The 19,789-nt window shown below is 75.6% G+C and carries 19 protein-coding genes; 14 read left to right on the plus strand and 5 right to left on the minus strand.

The genetic code is table 11. The features are described 5' to 3' along the window. Window positions 1-7 precede the first annotated feature (7 nt). Window positions 8-1,021, minus strand: coding sequence for an MsnO8 family LLM class oxidoreductase (locus BJ968_RS19890; RefSeq protein ID WP_179754761.1), 1,014 nt, complete (start codon window positions 1,019-1,021; stop codon window positions 8-10). 6 nt (window positions 1,022-1,027) lie between these two features. Between BJ968_RS19890 and BJ968_RS19895 the strand changes: the two genes are divergently transcribed. The 3 genes from BJ968_RS19895 to BJ968_RS19905 all read left to right on the plus strand — a co-directional run bounded on the left by BJ968_RS19895 (window position 1,028) and on the right by BJ968_RS19905 (window position 5,998). Further along, the gene (locus tag BJ968_RS19895; RefSeq protein WP_179754763.1) at window positions 1,028-4,747 is read left to right on the plus strand and encodes an ABC transporter ATP-binding protein; all 3,720 of its coding nucleotides are present in this window, start codon (window positions 1,028-1,030) and stop codon (window positions 4,745-4,747) included. A gap of 67 nt (window positions 4,748-4,814) precedes the next feature. Further along, the gene (locus tag BJ968_RS19900) at window positions 4,815-5,792 is read left to right on the plus strand and encodes a YihY/virulence factor BrkB family protein (protein ID WP_343078175.1); all 978 of its coding nucleotides are present in this window, start codon (window positions 4,815-4,817) and stop codon (window positions 5,790-5,792) included. Between the two features lie 11 nt (window positions 5,793-5,803). After that, entirely contained in the window at window positions 5,804-5,998 is a 195-nt protein-coding gene (locus BJ968_RS19905) for a hypothetical protein (protein ID WP_179754765.1), read from the plus strand. Window positions 5,999-6,010: 12 nt separating this feature from the next. Here the strand turns inward: BJ968_RS19905 and BJ968_RS19910 are convergent, their stop codons facing one another. Further along, window positions 6,011-7,045, minus strand: coding sequence for an aldo/keto reductase (locus tag BJ968_RS19910; RefSeq protein WP_179754767.1), 1,035 nt, complete (start codon window positions 7,043-7,045; stop codon window positions 6,011-6,013). A 54-nt stretch (window positions 7,046-7,099) separates the two neighbouring features. On the opposite strand from BJ968_RS19910, the gene BJ968_RS19915 reads away from it, so the two are divergent. From BJ968_RS19915 to gndA, 5 genes are read left to right on the plus strand one after another with little or no spacing between them, the layout of a single operon-like run. Further along, on the plus strand, window positions 7,100-8,170 hold the full coding sequence (locus BJ968_RS19915) for a PfkB family carbohydrate kinase (RefSeq protein WP_179754769.1): 1,071 nt from the start codon (window positions 7,100-7,102) through the stop codon (window positions 8,168-8,170). A 36-nt stretch (window positions 8,171-8,206) separates the two neighbouring features. Continuing rightward, window positions 8,207-8,848: a UdgX family uracil-DNA binding protein gene (locus BJ968_RS19920; RefSeq protein WP_179754771.1), complete on the plus strand. Its 642-nt coding sequence runs from the start codon at window positions 8,207-8,209 to the stop codon at window positions 8,846-8,848. Window positions 8,849-8,892: 44 nt separating this feature from the next. Continuing rightward, on the plus strand, window positions 8,893-9,534 hold the full coding sequence (locus BJ968_RS19925; protein WP_179754773.1) for a GntR family transcriptional regulator: 642 nt from the start codon (window positions 8,893-8,895) through the stop codon (window positions 9,532-9,534). Then, a complete protein-coding gene (locus BJ968_RS19930; RefSeq protein ID WP_179754775.1) occupies window positions 9,531-10,856 on the plus strand; it encodes an MFS transporter in 1,326 nt (441 codons plus the stop codon). Before BJ968_RS19925 ends, BJ968_RS19930 begins: the two co-directional genes overlap by 4 nt. Then, window positions 10,856-12,337: an NADP-dependent phosphogluconate dehydrogenase gene (gene gndA / locus BJ968_RS19935; RefSeq protein WP_179757086.1), complete on the plus strand. Its 1,482-nt coding sequence runs from the start codon at window positions 10,856-10,858 to the stop codon at window positions 12,335-12,337. Before BJ968_RS19930 ends, gndA begins: the two co-directional genes overlap by 1 nt. 92 nt (window positions 12,338-12,429) lie before the next feature. Here the strand turns inward: gndA and BJ968_RS19940 are convergent, their stop codons facing one another. After that, window positions 12,430-13,080, minus strand: a complete 651-nt coding sequence (locus BJ968_RS19940) for a DedA family protein (RefSeq protein ID WP_179754776.1) — start codon at window positions 13,078-13,080, stop codon at window positions 12,430-12,432. Continuing rightward, window positions 13,077-13,967: a fused MFS/spermidine synthase gene (locus BJ968_RS19945; RefSeq protein WP_218885192.1), complete on the minus strand. Its 891-nt coding sequence runs from the start codon at window positions 13,965-13,967 to the stop codon at window positions 13,077-13,079. Before BJ968_RS19945 ends, BJ968_RS19940 begins: the two co-directional genes overlap by 4 nt. Before the next feature lie 64 nt (window positions 13,968-14,031). Between BJ968_RS19945 and BJ968_RS19950 the strand changes: the two genes are divergently transcribed. From BJ968_RS19950 to BJ968_RS19975, 6 genes are all read left to right on the plus strand, one after another. Next, on the plus strand, window positions 14,032-14,259 hold the full coding sequence (locus tag BJ968_RS19950) for a hypothetical protein (protein ID WP_179754780.1): 228 nt from the start codon (window positions 14,032-14,034) through the stop codon (window positions 14,257-14,259). 69 nt (window positions 14,260-14,328) lie between these two features. Continuing rightward, window positions 14,329-15,027, plus strand: coding sequence for an EcsC family protein (locus tag BJ968_RS19955; protein ID WP_179754782.1), 699 nt, complete (start codon window positions 14,329-14,331; stop codon window positions 15,025-15,027). Next, the gene (locus BJ968_RS19960) at window positions 15,024-15,359 is read left to right on the plus strand and encodes a DUF1232 domain-containing protein (protein WP_179754784.1); all 336 of its coding nucleotides are present in this window, start codon (window positions 15,024-15,026) and stop codon (window positions 15,357-15,359) included. The genes BJ968_RS19955 and BJ968_RS19960 overlap by 4 nt, the downstream gene beginning before the upstream one ends. Before the next feature lie 146 nt (window positions 15,360-15,505). Next, on the plus strand, window positions 15,506-16,549 hold the full coding sequence (locus BJ968_RS19965) for a DUF4192 family protein (RefSeq protein ID WP_218885193.1): 1,044 nt from the start codon (window positions 15,506-15,508) through the stop codon (window positions 16,547-16,549). 60 nt (window positions 16,550-16,609) lie between these two features. Beyond that, complete coding sequence (locus tag BJ968_RS19970) at window positions 16,610-17,011, plus strand: universal stress protein (protein WP_179754788.1); 402 nt, start codon at window positions 16,610-16,612, stop codon at window positions 17,009-17,011. Between the two features lie 176 nt (window positions 17,012-17,187). Next, window positions 17,188-18,771, plus strand: coding sequence for an RNA polymerase sigma factor (locus BJ968_RS19975; protein ID WP_179754790.1), 1,584 nt, complete (start codon window positions 17,188-17,190; stop codon window positions 18,769-18,771). Here BJ968_RS19975 and BJ968_RS19980 read toward each other — a convergent pair. After that, entirely contained in the window at window positions 18,759-19,778 is a 1,020-nt protein-coding gene (locus BJ968_RS19980) for a WYL domain-containing protein (RefSeq protein ID WP_179754792.1), read from the minus strand. The two genes, BJ968_RS19975 and BJ968_RS19980, sit on opposite strands and share 13 nt — an antisense overlap. Window positions 19,779-19,789: the final 11 nt, after the last annotated feature.

Genomic DNA, 19,789 nt, shown 5'->3' on the forward strand with positions numbered 1-19,789 from the left:
CGGCGCATCAAGCCACCGCGCGCAGCGACCACTCCCGGGCGAGCAGCTCGTACGACAGGGCCCGCTCGGCCGGGTCGTGCACCTGGGTGAGCACCATGAGCTCGTCGGCCCCGCTGCGGTCGACGAGGTCGGCCAGCACCGGGACGACCTGGCCGGCGGTGCCCACGACGGGACGCGGCTCCAGCCGGCCGGCCGCGTTGCGCTCGGCCAGGGTCCACCGGTGGGCCGCGGCCTCCTCCGGGGTCGGCAGCGGACCCGCGGCCCCCAGCCGCAGCCGCACGGTCGCCAGCGTCGCGGCGTGGGCGAGCTCGGCGGCCCGCTGCGCGGTGGGCGCCACGACGACCGACACGGCCAGGACGGCGTGCGGCTGCGACCGCCACCGCGACGGCGCGAAACCGGCCCGGTAGGCCCGCAGGAGCGGCACCGGGTCCAGGGTCCCGAAGTGGCCCGCGTAGGCGTACCCGGTCCCCAGCGCGGCGGCGACCCGCGCGCCGTGGTCGCTGGACCCCAGCAGCCACACCGGCGGCAGCGGCACGTCGGTGGGCTGGGCGACGACGCCCGCGAAGGGGTGCCCCGGCTCGAAGCCGTCGACGTGGCCGCGCAGCTCGGCGAGCCGGTCCTCGAAGTCGTCGCGCACGAGGGCCTCGCGCGAGCCCCGCAGGGCCAGCGCGGTGCGCCCGTCGGTGCCGGGCGCGCGGCCGATCCCCAGGTCGACCCGCCCGGGGTGCAGCGCCTCCAGCGACCGGAACGTCTCGGCCACCTGCAGCGGGGAGTGGTTGGGCAGCATGACCCCGCCGGCGCCGACCCGCAGCGTCGTGGTCGCCGCGGCGATCGTCGCGACGAGGACGGCGGGGGCCGAGACGACCGCGGGGGAGTTGTGGTGCTCGGCGACCCAGTAGCGGTGGTAGCCGGCGCGCTCGGCGGCGCGGGCCAGGTCGACGCTGGCCCGCAGCGCCGCCGACGGCGGCCGCCCCGAGAGCACGGGCGAGAGGTCGAGGACGGACAGGGGCACGGGACTCACGGGGGCATGTGTCGCAGCTCGCGGTTAGTGTCGTCAACCGTGCCCTCGTCACGTCCCCAGGCCCCCGTCCCGGCCGGGGGGTGGCTGCGCCGGCTCGCCGGTCACTGCGCACGGCACCCCCGGGACCTCGTCCTGTCCTTCGGCGCCGCCGTCGTCGCCTACGTCGTCACCGCCCTCCTGCCGCTGGTCGTCCGGCACGTCGTCGACGACGTCATCGGCACGCCCGGCGCGTCCCTGTGGCCGTGGGCCGCGCTGCTGGTCGCGGCGGGCCTGCTCGTCTACGCCCTCGGCTTCGTCCGCCGGTTCACCGCCGGGAGGCTGTCCCTCGACGTCCAGTTCGACCTGCGCAACGAGGTCCACGCCGCCGTCCAGCGCATGGACGGCCGCCAGCTCGACGGCCTGTCCACCGGCCAGGTCGTCAGCCGCTCCATCAGCGACGTCCAGCTCGTCCAGGGCCTGCTGGCCTGGCTGCCCAACGTCACCGGCAGCGCCGTCCTGTTCGTGGTCTCCCTCGTCGTCATGGCCGTGCTGTCGCCGCCGCTGACGCTGGTGGCGCTGGCGATCGGCCCGGCGCTGTTCTGGATCGCCTGGCGCAGCCGGCGGGACCTGTTCCCCGCGAACTTCGCCGCGCAGGCGCGCGCGGCCGAGGTCGCCGCGCACGTCGAGGCCGCCGTCACCGGCGTCCGGGTGGTCAAGGGGTTCGGCCAGGAGGCCGCCGAGCTGCGCCGCCTCGAGGGCGTCGTGCAGGACCTGTTCACCGAGCGGATGCGCGTGGTGCGGTACAACGCCCGCTACGGGCCCGCGCTGCAGGCCGTCCCGGCGCTGGGGCAGGTGGGGGTCCTGCTGTTCGGCGGGTGGCTGGCGCTGACCGGGCACCTGACGGTCGGCACCTTCCTGGCCTTCTCCACCTACCTGGGCAGCCTCGTGGCGCCCGTCCGGCAGCTGGCCGGTCTGCTGACGATGGGTCAGCAGGCCCGGGCCGGGGTCGAGCGGGTCCTGCAGGTGGTCGACACCGCCCCGCGGATCCTGGCCCCGGACCGCCGCCCGAGCGCCCACCTGCCGCAGGGGCCGCTGTCGGTCGAGTTCGCCGGGGTGGGTTTCGGGTTCGCCCCGGACCGGCCGGTGCTCGACGGCGTCGACCTGTCGATCCCCGCCGGCGGCACCCTGGCCCTGGTCGGCACGGCCGGGTCGGGCAAGTCGACGCTGACGGGGCTGCTGGCCCGCTTCCACGACGTCGGCACCGGCGCGGTGCGCGTGGGGGGCGTCGACGTGCGCGACCTGGACCCCGAGGAGCTGCGCCGCGCCGTCGGGATGGTCTTCGAGGAGACGTTCCTGTTCTCCGACACCGTGCGCGCCAATGTCGCCTACTCGGTCCCCACGGCCACCGACGAGCAGGTCCGCGCGGCGCTGCGCACGGCGGCCGCCGAGGGGTTCGTCGACGCCCTCGACGACGGCTGGGACTCCCTGGTCGGTGAGCAGGGCCTGACGCTGTCCGGCGGGCAGCGCCAGCGCATCGGCCTGGCCCGGGCGCTGCTGGCGCGCCCGCGCGTCCTCGTCCTGGACGACGCCACCTCGGCGGTCGACCCGACGGTGGAGCAGCGGATCCTCACCGCCCTGGCCGACGAGCGCGAGCCCGGGCAGACGGTCCTGCTCGTCGCCCACCGGCGCTCCACGCTGCGGCTGGCCGACCGCGTCGTCGTGCTCGACGAGGGCCGTGTCGTCGACGCCGGGACGGAGGCCGAGCTCAGCGAGCGCTGCGCGGTGTTCCGCCGGCTGTTCGACCCGGACGCGGCGGGCGCCGCGCCCGTCCCCGAGCGCGTCCCGCACGCCACCCGCCCCGTCCCGGCCCCGCGCCGGGGCGGGCGGACCGCGGCCGCGGCCGCCGTGGACGCGGGGCTGCCCGTCTCGGCCGACCTGCTGCGTCGCATCGAGGCGCTGCCGGCCACCGGCGACGTGCCCGACGTGGACGTCGCGGCGGCCGAGCGGCCCGACCCGTCCTTCGGGCTCGGGTCGCTGCTGCGCCCGTTCCGCTGGGCGCTGGCGGCGGGGATGCTGCTGGTCGCCGGGGACGCCCTGGCCCAGCTGTTCCTGCCGCAGCTGGTCCGCGACGGCCTCGACGACGGCGTCGCGCGCGAGGACCTGCACGCCCTGGGCGTGGCCTCGGCGGTCGCCGCCGCCGTCGTGGTCCTGGACTGGCTCGTGACCCGGGGGCAGGGCCGCGTCACCGGCCGCACCGGGGAGCGGCTGCTGTTCAGCCTGCGCCTGAAGACGTTCGCGCAGCTGCAGCGCCTCGGGCTGGACTACTACGAGCGTGAGCAGGCCGGCCGGATCATGACCCGGATGACGACCGACGTCGACGCGCTGTCGCAGTTCCTGCAGAGCGGGGTGGCCCAGAGCCTCGTCAGCCTGCTCTCCCTCGTGGGCGTGTTCGTCGCGATGTTCGTGCTGGAACCGGAGCTGGCGCTGGTGGTGGTGGGCGTCCTGCCGGTCCTGGTGGTGGCGACGCTGCTGTTCCGGTCCCGTTCCCGCCCGGCGTACACCGAGGCCCGCGAGCGCGTCAGCGCCGTCAACGTGCAGTTCCAGGAGTCCGTCGCCGGCGTCCGGGTGACGCAGGCGTTCGTGCGCACGCGCGAGGACACCGAGCGGTTCCGGGCCAGGGGGTGGGCCTACCGGCAGGCCCGGCTGCGCGCCCAGCGGTACATCGCGACGTACTTCCCGTTCGTGCAGTTCCTCAACGAGGCCACGGCCGCCCTGGTCCTGGTGACCGGCGGCCTCATGGTCCGCGACGGGCGCATCTCGGTGGGGGTGCTCGTGGCGTTCCTGCTGTACGTCGACCTGTTCTTCACCCCGGTGCAGCAGCTGTCGCAGGTCTTCGACGGCTACCAGCAGGCCGCGGTCGGGTTGCGCCGCCTGCGCGACCTGCTGCGCACCCCGACGACCGTGCCGGCCGCGGCGCACCCCGCGCCGGTGGACCGGCTGGCCGGTGACCTGCGGTTCGAGGGCGTCGACTTCCACTACGGGGGCAGCGCGCGCCCGGCGCTGTCCGGGCTGGACCTGCACGTGCGGGCGGGGGAGACGGTGGCGCTGGTGGGGGAGACCGGCGCGGGGAAGTCGACGGTGGTCAAGCTCGTCGCGCGGTTCTACGACCCGACCGGCGGGCGGGTGCTCGTCGACGGCCGGGACCTGCGGGACCTGGACCTGGAGGGGTTCCGGCAGCGGCTGGGCGTCGTCCCGCAGGAGGCGTACCTGTTCGACGGGACGGTGGCGCAGGCCATCGCCTACGCCCGCCCGGGCGCGAGCCCGGAGCAGGTGCGGGCCGCGGCCGTCGCGGTCGGGGCGGACGCGGCCATCGCCGCGCTGCCGGGCGGGTACGGGTTCGTCGTCGGCGAGCGCGGCCGGAACCTGTCCACGGGTCAGCGCCAGCTCGTCGCCCTGGCCCGCGCCGAGCTCGTCGACCCCGACGTGCTGCTGCTCGACGAGGCGACCGCGGCTCTCGACCCGGCCGCCGAGGCGGCGATCGCCGCGGCCAGCGACGCCGCCGCGAGCCGGCGCACGACGATCGTCGTGGCGCACCGGCTGTCCACCGCGGCCCGCGCCGACCGGATCGTCGTCCTGGACCGCGGCCGGGTCGTGGAGGAGGGCACCCACGCCGAGCTGCTGGACCGGGGCGGGTACTACGCCCGGTTGTGGGCCTCCTTCGTGGCGGGCCGGGCCTCGGCGGCCTGAGCGGCTCCGGACCCCCCGCCGGCGCCTCGCCGTGCGCATCGGCGCAGGTCGGAGCATCGTGGGGGGTGTGAGCAGAACGACTCGCCGAGACGACCTGTCCGTCCACCACCACGGTGAGGAGGCCGAGTCCCCCCAGCAGATCCCCGCCCGCGGCTGGCTGGCCGTCACCAAGCGCGCCTGGGCCGAGGCGAAGGAGGACCAGGTCCCCCTGCTGGCCGCCGGCGTCGCCTTCAAGGCGTTCCTGGCCATCTTCCCGGCGCTGACCGCCGCGTTCCTCGTCTGGGGGATCTTCGGGGACACCCGGAGCATCGTCGACCAGATCAACGGCGTCGAGGCGATCCCGCAGGCGGCGCGGGACCTGGTGACCAGCCAGGTGACGAACGTCGCGAACGGCAAGTCCGCGGCCGGCATCACGGCCGTCGTCGCGATCGTCCTGGCCCTGTGGAGCGCCTCCAGCGGCGTGCAGAACCTCATGGCCGCCACCAACACCGCCTACGACGAGAAGGAGACCCGCGGGTTCGTCAAGCTCAAGGGCACCGCCCTGCTGCTGACGGTCGGCGCGATCGTCTTCATGCTGCTGGCCATCGCCTTCATCGGGGTCGTCCCGGTGGCGGTCAAGGCGCTGGGGGCGGGCACCGTCGTGGGGCTCGTCGTCAACGTGCTGCGCTGGGTGCTGCTGCTGGCCCTCGTCGTCGTCGCCCTGGGCGTGGTGTACCGGGTCGCGCCCGACCGCGACGCGCCGCGGCTGAAGTGGCTGTCGGTGGGCGCCGGGGTCGCGACCGTCCTGTGGCTCCTGGTCTCGATCGGCTTCTCGGTGTACGTCTCGGTCGCCGGGAGCACGTCGTACGCCAAGAACTACGGCTCGATGGCCGGGGTCGTCGTCCTGCTCATGTGGCTGTGGCTGACCAGCTACGCCATCCTGCTGGGGGCCGAGGTGAACGCGGAGTCGGAGAAGCAGACGAACCGCGACACGACCGTGGGTCCCTCGGAGCCGATGGGGCAGCGCGAAGCTGTGGCCGCCGACCGGAAGCCGCACGAGAGGTGAGGGAGCAGAACGTGCCCGCAGCAGAGGAACGTCCCGCGGACGAGCAGGTCCACGACGCGGCGCCGGACAGCGCCGCCGAGCACCTGCGCAGGTCCCGGGAGCTGTCGCAGGAGGCCCGCGAGGGCTGGGAGGAACTGCCCGCGATCAACGAGGCCGACGACGCCCGCCACCCCGGTTCCCAGGGGCAGCAGGCGCCGGCGGACTGACCGGAACGGGTCTCAGCGGCCCCCGGTGAGCTTCCGGGACCGCTGGGTCGACCCCGGCCCGCCGTAGGGGTAGTCGGCGGGTTCGGGGTCGCTGGCCTCGTCGAGAGCGGCGAGCTCGGCGGCCTCGAGCTCCAGGTCGGCCGCCCCGAGGTTCTCCACCAGCTGGGCGGTGGTGCGGGCGCCGAGGATGACCGAGCTCACGGCCGGTTGCGCGGCCAGCCAAGCCAGCGCGACCTGCGCCATCGGCACCCCGCGGGCCTGGGCGACGTCCTGGACGGCCGCCACGACGGCCCAGGTGCGCTGCTGGGCGTTCCGCCGCGCGTAGGCCTCGACGCCGCGCTCGGGGTTCTCGCCCAGCCGGGTCGCCCCCGTCGGGGCCTGGTCCCGGGTGTACTTGCCCGACAGCCAGCCCCCGCCCAGCGGGGACCACGGCAGCAGGCCCAGGCCGTTCTCCTCCGCGGCCGGCACGATCTCCCACTCGATCTCGCGGACCAGCAGGTTGTACTGCGGCTGCAGCGTCACCGGCGGGGAGAAACCTCCCGCGTCGGCCACGTCGACGGCCTTCTGCAACTGCCACCCCGTGAAGTTGGACAGGCCGACGTGGTGGACCTTGCCGGCGCGGACGAAGGAGTCCAGCGTCGCGAGGGTCTCCTCGATCGGCGTCCACGGGTCCCAGGCGTGCACCTGGTACAGGTCGACGGCGTCCACCCCCAGCCGGCGCAGCGACGCGTCGAGCGCGCGCGTGAGGTGGCGGCGGGACAGGCCCACCCCGTTCGGTTCGGGCGAGGTGGGGAAACGGCCCTTGGTGGCCAGGACGACGCGTTCGGTGACGTCGGTGGGCCGGTCGGCCAGCCAGGCGCCGATGATCTCCTCCGAGACGCCGCCGGAGTAGACGTCGGCGGTGTCCACGAGGGTGCCGCCGGCGGCCAGGAAGGTGTCGAGCTGCTCGAAGGCGACGTCGCGGTCGCTCTCGCTGCCGAAGGTCATGGTGCCGAGCGCGAGGTTCGACACCGACGTCCCGCTGTTGCCCAGGGTTCTGTGCTCCATGCCCGCATCCTGACCCCTGCTGCCACCGGGCGCCCGGCCTGACAGCATCGGGGGGTGCTGACGCAGCCGCCCCTGTTCGACGTCCACGTCCGAGGCACGGTGTTCCTCGACATCGTCCTCACCGGCCTCGACTCCGAACCCCGCCTCGGCACCGAGGTGTGGACGTCGGGGATGGGCTCGTGCCCCGGCGGCATCGCGAACATGGCGGTCGCGGCGTCCCGGCTGGGGCTGTCGACGTCGCTGTCGGCGGCGTTCAGCACCGACGCCTACGGGCAGTTCTGCTGGCAGACGCTGGGGGAGCAGGAGGGCGTCGACCTGTCCACGTCCTACCGCGTCGACGACTGGCACTCGCCCGTGACGGTCTCGCTGGCCTACGGCGGGGACCGGGCGATGGTCACCCACGAGCACCCGGCCCCGGTGGACGAGCCGGAGGCGGTTCCCGCCGCCCGCAGCGTCCTGGTCCACCTCGCCGCCGTGCCGCAGCCGTGGGTGTTGCGGGCCCGCGAGCAGGGGTCGCTGGTGTTCGCCGACGTCGGCTGGGACTCCTCCACGCAGTGGAACCCCGACGTGCTGGCCGGTCTGGAGCACTGCCACGCGTTCCTGCCCAACCACGTCGAGGCCATGCGCTACACCCGCACCGACTCGGCCGTCGCGGCCGTGGGGGCCCTGGCCGAGCGCGTGCAGGTGGCGGTGGTGACGTGCGGGCCCGACGGGGCCGTCGGCGTGGACGGCGGGACCGGTGAGCGCGCCGAGGTGCCCGGGCTGCGCCTGGAGGCGCTGGACGCCACGGGCGCCGGGGACGTGTTCGGGGCGGGTTTCCTCACCGCGACCCTGGAGGGGTGGGCCCTGGCCGAGCGGCTCTCGTTCGCCAACCTGTGCGCGGGGCTGTCGGTGCAGCAGTTCGGCGGGTCGCTGTCGGCGCCGGGCTGGGGGGACATCGCCGACTGGTGGTCGCACCTGCGCCGGGGACCGCGCACGTCGGCGACGTCGCAGCTGGTGCGCCAGTACGGGTTCCTCGACGACGTCCTCAAGCGGCACCCCAGCACCCGGGGCGCGCTGCGGCGCGCCAGCGCCACCCTGGCCGTGCGCAACGACCTGCCCACCGGTGGCAGCGCGTCCTTCTGAGGCGCGCACCGGCCTGCGGGCGGTCATGATCGGGGGGTGAGCACCGAACGTCCCGGCGCGGCCGGGTTCGTCCCCGAGGGCGCCGACCTGGAGCAGCTGCGGCAGGCCGCCCCGGCGTGCCGCGGCTGCGAGCTGTGGGAACCGGCGACGCAGGTCGTGTTCTCCGCCGGGGCTCCCGACGGCCGGCTGGCGCTGGTGGGGGAGCAGCCGGGGGACCAGGAGGACCGGCGCGGGGTGCCCTTCGTGGGCCCGGCGGGCCGGTTGCTGCAGAAGGCCGTGGCCGAGGCCGGGATCGACGTGGCGACCACGTACGTGACGAACGCCGTCAAGCACTTCCGGTTCACGCAGAAGGACCCCGGCAGCCGCCGCATCCACGCCTCGCCGGACGTCGGCCACGTCAACGCCTGCCGGCCGTGGCTGGCCGCCGAGCTGGCGGTGGTCAACCCCGACGTCATCGTGTGCCTCGGGGCGACGGCCGCCAAGGCGCTGCTGCCCAAGGACTTCCGGGTGACCAAGCACCGCGGTCAGCTGATCGTGCAGACCACGTCCCGGGGGGAGAAGACCTTCATGGGCACGATCCACCCCTCGGCGGTGCTGCGGGTGCCCGAGGCCGACCGCGACGCGGCGTACGCCGGCCTGGTCGCCGACCTGCGGACGGCGGCGGCCGCCCTGGGCTGACCCGCGGCGGGCTTGTGCTGACAAACGGCTAGCATGGATACACCATGGACACTGCGCTCCCCGCTGCTGAGCGGGTCTACGCCCACGTCAAGCACGCCATCCTCGACCGCACCCTGCCCGGCGGGCAGCTGCTGACCGAGGGCGACATCGCCGAACGCGTCGGCGTCTCGCGCACCCCCGTGCGCGAGGGCCTGCTCAAGCTGCAGTCCGAGGGGCTCGTGCAGCTCATCCCCAAGCGCGGCGCCCTCGTCGTCCCCGTCTCCCCGCAGGAGGTCGAGGACGTGCTGGAGGCCCGCGAGCTCGTCGAGGTCCACACCGCCCGCCGCGCCTGGCCCGCGCGCCGCGAACTCACCCACCGGCTCACCCCGCACCTGCTCGCCATGCGCCGCGCCGCCGCGGCCGGTGACGCCTGGGCCTTCTCGGCGGCCGACCGCGCCTTCCACGCCGAGGTCGTCCGCGCCGCCGGCAACGACGTCCTGTCCGCCCTGCACGACTCCCTGCGCGACCGGCAGATGCGCATGGGCGTGGCCGGCGTGGCCGGGTCCCCCGAGCGGACCGCGGCCGCGCTCGCCGAGCACGAGGAGCTGCGCGCCGCGCTGGGCCGCGACGACGAGGACGGCTGGGTCGACCTCGTGCGCCGGCACGTTCGCCGCGCCGGTGAGCGGCTGCGGGCGGTGCGCGCGTGAGCGCCCGCTCCGTCAAGGGCGCCTGGGTCGTCTTCGCCGTCGGGGCGCTCGCCTACGTCGTCACCGTCGCCAACCGCACGTCGCTGGCCGCGGCCGGGCTCGACGCCCAGCACCGCTACGGCATCGCCGCCGGCACCCTGTCCAGCTTCGCCGTCCTGCAGTTCCTCGTCTACGCCGTCCTGCAGGTGCCCATCGGCGTCCTCATCGACCGGTGGGGCCCGCGCCGCCTCGTCGTCCTGGGCGCCACCACGATGGGCGCCGGCCAGGTCGTGCTCGCCCTGAGCACCGACACCTGGCAGGCGGTCCTGGCCCGCGTCCTCGTCGGCGCGGGGGACGCGGCCACCTTCGTCAGCGTCCTGCGGGTGGTCACCAACTGGTTCCCCCCGCACCGGGTGCCGGTGATGACCCAGCTCGTCGGCCTCTTCGGCCAGCTCGGGCAGGTGTTCAGCTTCGTCCCGCTCGTCGCCCTCCTGCACGGGCCGGGCTGGGGACCGGCCTACACCGGGATGGGGGCGTTCACGCTGCTGGCCGCCGCGCTGTCGGTGATCGTGCTGCGCGACGTGCCGCCGGGCCGGGACAACCCCCGCGCCACCAAGACGCTGCGCGAGGTCGGCGGGGACCTGCGGGCCGCCCTGCGCCACCCCGGCACCCGCCTGGGGCTGTGGTCGCACTGGGCCACGCCGTTCTCCGGCAACGCCTTCGCCACGCTGTGGGGCTACCCGTTCCTCGTCTCCGGCCAGGGCCTGAGCACCGGGACCGCGAGCGCGGTGCTCACCCTGTACACCGTCACCGCGGCCGGCACCGGACCGCTGTTCGGCGCGTTCGTGGCCCGGCACCCGCTGCGCCGCTCGTGGCTGGTCCTGGCGATCGTCGGGTCCCAGGCCCTCGTGTGGGCCCTCGTGCTGCTGTGGCCCGGACCGGCCCCGCTGGTGCTGCTCGGGCTGCTCGTCGTCGTCGCCGCGACCGGGGTGCCCGGGTCGATGATCGGGTTCGACTACGCCCGGACCTCCAACCCGGCCCACCGCCTCGGCGGCGCCACGGGCATGACCAACGTCATGGGGTTCACCGCCTCCGTCGTCCTCATCCTGCTCGTGGGGGTCCTGCTGGACGCCCAGGGGGCCGGGACCCCGGGCACCTACTCCCTGGACGCCTTCAAGGTGGCCTTCGCCGTGCAGTTCCCGCTGTGGGCCGTCGGCGTGGCCGGCATCCTCGTCAGCCGCCGCCAGACGCGCGCCCTCATGGCCCGCGACGGCGTCGTCGTCCCGCGGCTGCGCGACGTGCTGCGAGGTCGTGGTTCCCGTGCGGGGGCGGGCACGGCATGATGCGGCGGGTGAGCGATGAGACGACGCAGAAGGCGCAGATCGGCGTGACCGGCCTGGCGGTGATGGGGCGCAACCTGGCCCGCAACATCGCCCGGCACGGGTACGTGACCGCGGTGCACAACCGCACCGACGCCAAGACGAAGGCGCTGGTCGAGGAGTTCGGCCACGAGGGCACGTTCGTCCCGGGCTACACCGCCCAGGAGTTCGTCGACTCCCTGGAATCGCCCCGGACCATCGTCATCATGGTCAAGGCCGGCGCCCCCACCGACGCGGTCATCGACGAGCTGGCCCCGCTGCTGAGCGAGGGCGACATCCTCGTCGACGGCGGCAACGCCCACTTCCTCGACACCCGCCGCCGCGAGGCCGCGCTGCGCGAGAAGGGCATCCACTTCGCCGGCGTCGGCGTCTCCGGCGGTGAGGAGGGCGCGCTGCTGGGCCCCTCGATCATGCCCGGCGGCTCCGAGCACGCCTACGCCAAGCTCGGCCCGATCCTCGCCGACATCGCCGTGTCCGTCGACGGCACCCCGTGCTCCACGCACGTCGGTCCCGACGGCGCGGGCCACTTCGTGAAGATGGTCCACAACGGCATCGAGTACGCCGACATGCAGCTCATCGCCGAGGCCTACGACCTGCTGCGCCACGGCCTGGGCCGCACCCCGAAGCAGCTCGCCGAGGTCTTCACCTCCTGGAACTCCGGGGACCTGGAGTCCTTCCTCATCGAGATCACCGCCCGGGTGCTGGAGAAGGACGACCCGACCCAGGAGGGCGTCGCCCTCGTCGACGTCATCCTCGACGAGGCCGAGCAGAAGGGCACCGGCCGCTGGACGGTGCAGACCGCCCTGGACCTGGGCACGCCCGTCTCGGGCATCGCCGAGGCCGTCTTCGCCCGCGCCCTGTCCGGGCACGCCGAGCAGCGCGGGGCCGCCCAGGGCGTGCTGCCCGGCCCGGGCGCCGGCGCCGAGGGCACCGGCGGGTTCGTCGCCGAGGCCGACGCCGACGCGTTCGTCGACGACGTGCGCGCGGCCCTGTACGCCTCCAAGGTCGTCGCCTACGCCCAGGGCTTCGACATGATCCGCGCCGGGTCCCTCGAGTACGGCTGGGGCGTCGACCCCGGCGCCATGGCGACGATCTGGCGCGGGGGCTGCATCATCCGCGCCAAGTTCCTCGACCGCATCAAGGACGCGTACGCCAAGAACCCCGAGCTGCCCTCGCTGCTGCTCGACCCGTACTTCGCCGACGCCGTGACCAGGGGGCAGGAGGCCTGGCGCCGCGTCGTGGTGCACTCGGTGACCGCCGGCATCCCCGCCCCCGGGTTCGCCTCGGCGCTGGCCTACTACGACGGCCTGCGCCGCGAGCGGTCCTCGGCCGCGCTGGTGCAGGGACTGCGCGACCTGTTCGGCGCCCACACCTACAAGCGCACCGACCGCGAGGGCTCCTTCCACGTCCAGTGGTCCAGCGACGGCACCGAGGTCCGGTCCTGACCGGTCCCTGACCCGCTCCGGACCCCTCGCGGCTCCCGGAGCGCGCGACGACGGCGGTGGTCCCGGCCCGGGACCACCGCCGTCGTCGCGCCTCAGCCGACCCGCTCGGCGCGGCGGCGGCGCACCCGGCGCGCCACCGCCCACACCAGCACCCCGGCGATCGCGGCGTAGAAGGCGTAGTCGAGGAAGTGCCCGTACCGCTCGACGAGCTCGTACTGGGTGCCCAGGGCCATGCCCAGGCCGATGAGCAGCCCGTTCCACAGCCCGCTGCCGGCCACCGTGAAGAGCGAGAACTTCACCAGGTTCATCCCCGCCGCCCCCGCCGGCAGCGAGATGAGGCTGCGCACGCCCGGCACGAACCGGCCGGTGAACACCGCGGCCCCCTCGTGGCGGTGGAACCAGTCGGCCGACCTCGTGACGTCCGAGGCGTCCATCAGGGGGATGCGGTCGGCGACGCGGGCCGCCCGCTCCAGGCCCACCGCCCGCCCCAGCCAGTACAGCAGCAGCGACCCCACGTACGAGCCCAGCGTCGACAGCAGCAGCACCGCCGTCAGCCCGATCGCGCCGGTCTGGACGAGGAACCCCGCCAGCGGCAGGACCACCTCGCTGGGGATCGGGGGGAACACCACCTCCGCCAGGCTCAGCAGCCCCACCCCCGGGGCGCCGAGGGCCTCGACGGTGCCGAGGACGAACCCGGTCAGGCCCCCCGTGTCGGTGCTGACGGTCTCGGCCGTGGTGCTCATGCGGGGGAGTCCTCCTGGGGATCGGGCTCGGGCTCGGGCACGGTCTCGTCCCGCAGAACGCCCGACCCCGCGCAGAAGTGCCGGGCGTCGTCGTCCAGCAGCAGCCGCGCTGGCGCCGCACCCCCCGACAGGGCCCGCACGAGGGCCTGCTCCGGCAGCGGCACCTGCGAGGCCACCACCAGGGCGTTGCCGTAGCGCCGGCCCCGGAACACGCCCGGCTCGGCCAGCACCCCCGCGTGCGCGAAGACCTCCAGCGCGCTCGCCAGCTCCGCCCGCGAGTTCGGCATCGGCGGCCGGTCGGCCAGGTTCGCGACCCACAGCCCGCCCGGGGCCAGCACCCGGTCCACCTCCCGCAGGAACTCCACCGTCCGCAGGTGCGCCGGCACCTGGTCGCCGGCGAACGCGTCGCGCACCACGACGTCCTGCGTCCCGGCGGGCACCGCCGCCAGCCCGGCGCGGGCGTCGGCGACCTTCAGCTTGAACCCCGCCGCGCCGGCGGCGCCGAAGCTGCGGCGCACCACGTCGACGAGCTGGGCGTCCACCTCCAGGACCAGCTGCCGCGAGGACGGCCGCGTCGCCGCGAGGTAGCGGGGGAAGGCGCACCCGGCCCCACCCAGGTGCACCGCCCGCAGCGGCCCGGGCGGGTGCACCGCGTCGATCACCGCCGCCGTCCACTGCTGGTACTCGAAGACCAGCCGCGTCGGGTCGCCCACGTCGACGTAGGAGCTGGGGACGCCGTTGACCAGCACCGTCCAGCCGTCGGGGTCGTCGCGGTCCTGCTCGAAGCGGACGGTGCCCGTCGCGATGGGCTCCTCGCCCTCGACGGGCTGGACGGGCTGGGGGGACCGGGGGGCCCGCTGGCGGCGGGGGGAGGGGCGGTCGGGCACCCCGCGATCCAACCAGGCGCGGGGGGCGCTTGAGTCCGGCGAGCGTCCTGCCGAGGTACTGAGCATGTCCACCTTCCTGGAGATGTGCCTGCTCGCCCTGTTCGTCGTGCCCTTCGTCCGCGACCGCCGGGCGATGCGCCGCCGCCTCGACGCCTCGCGCTTCCCGCAGCTGGACCGCCCGCCGGTCGCCGCCGCGCAGCGCCTGCCCCGCGGGTGGGCCCGCCGCCGCTACGTCGACGCCGGCGTCGCCGAGGTCGCGGCCTACCTCAACGAGCAGGACCCCGCGCGCTGACCCCGGCCCCGCCCGGTCCGCTCCGCTCCTGTGCTTGCGGGCGGCGGGCCAGCGGTTAGCGTCGGAGTCGTGAGCCCCGACGTTCCCCGTGACGAACCCACCCCCGCCGCAGCCCCCGACGCCCAGGCCTCCGGCCTGGACCGGCGCGCCGCCGACCTCGTCCAGCGCCTGCTGGCCGTCGGCATCGACGGCCTCGGCCCCTTCGACGGGGCCGCGGAGGTCGCCCGCGCCGCGCGCGAGGCCCACCCCACCACCGAGTCGGCCGTGCACGCCGTCGTGCGCCAGCACTCCCGCCTCATCGCCGGCAACGGGTTCGTCACCGGCCTCGGCGGGCTGCTGACCCTGCCGGTCGCGCTCCCGGCCAACGTCTTCGCCTTCCACGTCCTGGCCGTGCGCGCCGTCGCCGCCGTCGCCGAGCTGCGCGGTCACGACACCAGCCGCCCCGAGGTGCGCTCGACGGTCCTGCTGACCCTGGTCGGCGCCGACGCCACCGACGTCCTCAAGAGCGCGGGCCTGCCCACCGGCGGCCGCCTCACCGGGCTCCTCACCTCCCGCGTGCCCCGGCCCGTCCTCATGCTCGTCAACAAGGGCGTGGGGTTCCGGATCATCGCCCGGTTCGGCACCCAGGGGCTGCTGCGGCTGCCGCAGCGCGCGCTGCCCGTGGTCGGCGGCGTCGTGGGGGCCGGCGTCGACACCGTCATGTTCCGGCGCATCGCCAAGGCCGCCGAGCACGCGCTGCCCCCGCGCACCCCCGAGCAGCTCGCGTGAGGGCACCCCTGCGGGCGGTGCCCGTCGTCGACGTCCGCACCGCGGGCCGGCTGCGCCTCCTGCCGGCCATGGCCCGCGACGCCGTCACCGGCCGCTGGACCGGGCCCGGGCGCCGTCGGCTGGCGGCCGCCGCCGCGGGGACGCTCTACCTGATCGCCCCGGTCGACGCCGTGCCCGAGCTGTGGCTGCCGTTCGTCGGCTGGCTCGACGACGGCCTCGTGGCCACCGCCGTGGCCGCCTCGGTCCGTGCCGCGACGGAGCAGTACGTACAGGACCGCGTGCGCCGGCCCGCGGGGGACCACCCGCGGGTGCACAGGGGGCCGCGGGGCTGAACCGGGCCCCCGCCTGTGGACGGCGGGCCGGGCCGGGGGACCACGCCGCCCAGGCTGGCGGCATGACCCCCGCACCTCCTCCCGCACTCCCTCCCGCTCTCCCGGAGCCACCCGGCCCGGTCGTCGCCCGCGACGCGGGCGAGCTCGTGGCGCTGGTGCCCTTCGCCCTGGGGTTCCACCCCGCCGACAGCCTCGTCGTCCTGGCGCTGGGCCCACCCGGAGCCGGTGGCCGGCAGCCGCTGCTCCTCCTGGGCCGGGCCGACCTGCCGTCCACGACCCGTGCCCAGGACGTCGCCGCGGCGGTCGCCCCGCTGCTCGACCTCGCCCACCGGCACCGGGAACCCGGCACGCACCTGCGGGTGCTGCTGCACGACCCCGACGCCGCCGAGCGCGCCGGGAGCCTGGACCCGGGTCCCCGCGCGGCCGCCGCCCTCGCGCACCTGCGGGCGTCCCTGACCGGCGGCGAGCTGCACGAGGTGCTGCTCGTGACGGGCGAGCGGTGGCGGTCGCTGAGCTGCGACCGGCCCTGCTGCCCGCCCGCCGGCCGCCCGCGCACCGACGCCGGTGCGGCGCGGGTGGCCGCCGAGGCCGTCTGGCGGGGGATGACCGCCGCCCCCGACCGCGACGCGACCCTGCCCCCGACCCGGCCCGTCGGCACCACCCGGCGGGAGGCCGCCGCCCGAGCCGCCCGGACCGCCCGCACCGGGGCGCGTCCGCGCCGCGAGGTCGTCGACGCCTTCGCGACCGCCGTCGGGGAACGGCTGGAGAGCCCACACCCCGGACCGCCCCCCGCCGCCTGGTGCGGCCGCGTCCTGGAGGGGCTGCAGGACGTCGGCGTGCGCGACGCCGTCCTGCTGACCTGCGGGCACGGTCCGGCCACCGGCGCGGCCCAGGACGCCGCGCTCGCGGGGCGGCCCGGTGCCGGCGAACTGCTCGAGCAGGCCCTGGCGCGGGAGTTCGACCCGCTCCGGGCGGCCGTCGCCGCGGCGCTCGCGGTCGACGTCGCCCGGCACGCCGCGGGCCCGCGGGCGGCCGCCGCGTGGGCCGCCGCGGCCTGGCTGGAGTGGCAGGGGGGCCGGTCGGCCCGCGCCGGGGCGTGCGTGGAGCAGGCGCTGCGGCTGGACCCGCGGCACCGCCTCGCGGGGCTGGTCGCGCAGGCCGTGCACCGGGCCGTGGCGCCGCACCGGTGACGCCGCCCCCGCGGCGGCGTAGTACGGTCACCCATCGTCTACGACGTTGGAGGGCGCGGCATGGGGATCGTCGTCGGGTACGTGGCCAACCCCGAGGGCCGTGCGGCCCTCGAGCGCGCCGGGGCGGCCGCCGTGCGGCTGTCGGCGCCGTTGGTCGTCGTGCACAGCCAGCGGCCCGGCCGCGAGGTCGACGCCGAGGAGGCCGAGGCGTTGAAGGCCGTGCACGAGCGCGTGCGCGAGCAGGTCACGGCGGCCGGGCTGGGCGTCGAGCTGCGCGACGTCCCCGACTCCGACGACCCGGCGGACGACCTGATCACGGCAGCCGAGGAGACCGGCGCCTCCCTCATCGTCATCGGTCTGCGCCGCCGGACCCCCGTCGGCAAGCTCATCCTGGGGGCCAGCGCGCAGCGCATCCTGCTCGACGCCCCCTGCCCGGTCCTGGCGGTCAAGCCCGAGGACTGAGCCGCCCGCCGTGCGCCCCGGCTGGGGCGCACGGGTGGTGTCGTGCGCCCCCCGGCGCCGATCCGTGCAAGAATCGGGGTTTGTCTCCCACGTGGGCATAAGCACTCGCCCGCCGGTGTTGACGTTGTCGGCTGCTGCCCGCGCAGCCTCGTTCCGCCCACGACGAAAGGCAGTCCGTGTCGTCGGTACCGACCTCCCGGCCGCTCCCGCCAGAGTTCGCCTCCGCTCCCTTCCAGGAGCTCCTCGCGCACGGCACCGCCCACGGCTACGTCGACGCGATGGCTGTTCGTGTGGCCTGCGAGGACGCCCAGCTGCCCGTGCAGCGCATGAAGGCCGTCCTGCGCGCCCTCGACGACAACGGGATCACCGTCAAGGTGCCCGAGGCCGCGCCCAAGCGCGCGGTCGCCGCCGCCGGCGCCCGCCGCGCCACCTCCACCGCCACGGCCACCAAGACGGCCCGCCCGGCCGCCAAGCGCGCCGCCGCGCCGGTCGACGGGGAGGACGGGGCCGCCCCGGCCCGTCCCGCCGCCAAGGCCGCGGCCAAGGGCCCGGCGAAGTCCGCCGCCAAGACGGCGACGAAGGCTGCGGCCAAGACCGCCACCAAGGCCACGTCGAAGGTCACGGCCAAGACGGCCAAGGACGACGACCCCGCCGCCGAAGAGGCCGACGAGCCCCTCGAGGACCTCACCGAGGACCTTAAGGACGACGAGGTCGTGGTGGAGGAGGAGACCACCACCGAGGCCGCCGACGCGCCCGAGGAGGAGGGCACCGCCAAGAAGACCGGCGGCGCGTTCGTCCTGCGCGACGACGACGAGGACGACGCCCCGGCCCAGCAGGTCTCGACCGCCGGCGCCACGGCCGACCCCGTCAAGGACTACCTCAAGCAGATCGGCAAGGTCGCCCTCCTCAACGCCGAGCAGGAGGTCGAGCTCGCCAAGCGCATCGAGGCCGGTCTGTTCGCCGAGGAGAAGCTCCACTCCGGCGACGACATCGACCCGATCTTCAAGCGCGAGCTGTGGTGGATCAGCGAGGACGGCCGCCGCGCCAAGAACCACCTCCTGGAGGCCAACCTCCGCCTGGTCGTCTCCCTCGCCAAGCGCTACACGGGCCGCGGCATGCTCTTCCTGGACCTCATCCAGGAGGGCAACCTCGGGCTCATCCGCGCGGTGGAGAAGTTCGACTACACCAAGGGCTACAAGTTCTCGACGTACGCGACGTGGTGGATCCGCCAGGCCATCACCCGCGCCATGGCCGACCAGGCCCGCACCATCCGCATCCCGGTGCACATGGTCGAGGTCATCAACAAGCTCGCCCGCGTCCAGCGGCAGATGCTGCAGGACCTGGGCCGCGAACCCACTCCGGAGGAGCTCGCCAAGGAGCTCGACATGACTCCGGAGAAGGTCGTCGAGGTCCAGAAGTACGGCCGCGAGCCCATCTCGCTGCACACCCCCCTGGGCGAGGACGGCGACTCCGAGTTCGGTGACCTCATCGAGGACTCCGAGGCGGTCGTCCCGGCCGACGCGGTGAGCTTCACGCTGCTGCAGGAGCAGCTGCACTCGGTCCTGGACACGCTGTCCGAGCGCGAGGCCGGTGTGGTCTCCATGCGCTTCGGGCTGACCGACGGCCAGCCCAAGACGCTCGACGAGATCGGCAAGGTCTACGGCGTGACCCGCGAGCGGATCCGCCAGATCGAGTCCAAGACGATGTCGAAGCTGCGCCACCCCTCGCGCTCGCAGGTGCTGCGCGACTACCTGGACTGATCGCCCGGGACACGCACGGCCCGGTCGGGTTCCCCGGCCGGGCCGTCGTGCGTCCGCCCCGGTCGCACCGGGCCCCCGACGGCGGAGAACCGGTCCGCCAGCGTCGCGAACGCGGCCCGCAGCGCTGCGGGGGAGGCCTGCTCGACCGGCGCGTCGAACCGCCCGACGGCGGCCGCCAGCGCGATCCACGACCAGGACCCCAGGGCGACCCGGCAGCGGTCCGCGTCGAGCGCCTCGACCGTCGCGTCGCCGGGGAGGGCGGCGACCTCCGCGGCGGGCCGGCGCAGCACGACCTGCCCCGAGCACGGCCACGCGTCACGGACCGCGGACCCCTTGAACCGCGCCTCGAGGAAGGCGGCCGGGTCGTCACCGGGGAGCCGTCGTGGCGTGAACCGGGGACCGGTGGGCAGCTTCGGGGTGATGCGGTCGACCCGGAACGTGCGCCAGTCGTCGCGGTCGAGGTCCCAGGCCAGCAGGTACCAGCGGCCGCGGCGGTGCAGCAGGTGGTGCGGTTCGACCCGGCGCGGCTCCCCGCGCAGGTCCAGCCGCAGCAGGTCGCGCGCCTGCACGGCACGCCCGAGGGCCAGCAGCACCCCGGGGTCCGCCCCGGCGCCCGGGTCGTCGACGACGGTGGCCTCGGCGAGGACGTCGACGCGGTGCCGCAGGCGCGACGGCAGGACCTGCCGCACGGTGGTCAGCGCCCGGGCCGCCCCCTCGCCGGTCCCGGAGCCGGCCGCGGCGGCGGTCCGCAGCGCGAGGGTCAGCGCGACGGCCTGCTCGTCGTCGAACAGCAGGGGCGGCAGGTCCTCACCGGCGTCGAGGCGGTACCCGCCGTCGGGTCCCTTAGTGGCCCGCACCGGGTAGCCGAGGCCGCGCAGCCGTTCGACGTCGCGCCGCAGCGTCCGCGGGCTGACCTCCAGCCGGTCGGCCAGCACCGGGCCGGGCCAGTCGCGGCGTGCCTGCAGCAGCGACAGCAGCGACAGCAGACGTCCCGGGGTCCCGCTCACGGTTCCATCAT

This window comes from Kineococcus aurantiacus (assembly GCF_013409345.1).
Classification (GTDB): Bacteria; Actinomycetota; Actinomycetes; order Actinomycetales; family Kineococcaceae; genus Kineococcus; species Kineococcus aurantiacus.

Excerpts from the sequence above, each read along its gene's own strand:
- BJ968_RS19895 (WP_179754763.1), top strand. The coding sequence starts at position 1,028 with ATGTGTCGCAGCTCGCGGTTAGTGTCGTCAACCGTGCCCTCGTCACGT.
- BJ968_RS19910 (WP_179754767.1), bottom strand. The coding sequence starts at position 7,045 with ATGGAGCACAGAACCCTGGGCAACAGCGGGACGTCGGTGTCGAACCTC.
- BJ968_RS19925 (WP_179754773.1), top strand. The coding sequence starts at position 8,893 with ATGGACACTGCGCTCCCCGCTGCTGAGCGGGTCTACGCCCACGTCAAG.
- gndA (WP_179757086.1), top strand. The coding sequence starts at position 10,856 with ATGCGGCGGGTGAGCGATGAGACGACGCAGAAGGCGCAGATCGGCGTG.
- BJ968_RS19940 (WP_179754776.1), bottom strand. The coding sequence starts at position 13,080 with ATGAGCACCACGGCCGAGACCGTCAGCACCGACACGGGGGGCCTGACC.
- BJ968_RS19950 (WP_179754780.1), top strand. The coding sequence starts at position 14,032 with ATGTCCACCTTCCTGGAGATGTGCCTGCTCGCCCTGTTCGTCGTGCCC.
- BJ968_RS19970 (WP_179754788.1), top strand. The coding sequence starts at position 16,610 with ATGGGGATCGTCGTCGGGTACGTGGCCAACCCCGAGGGCCGTGCGGCC.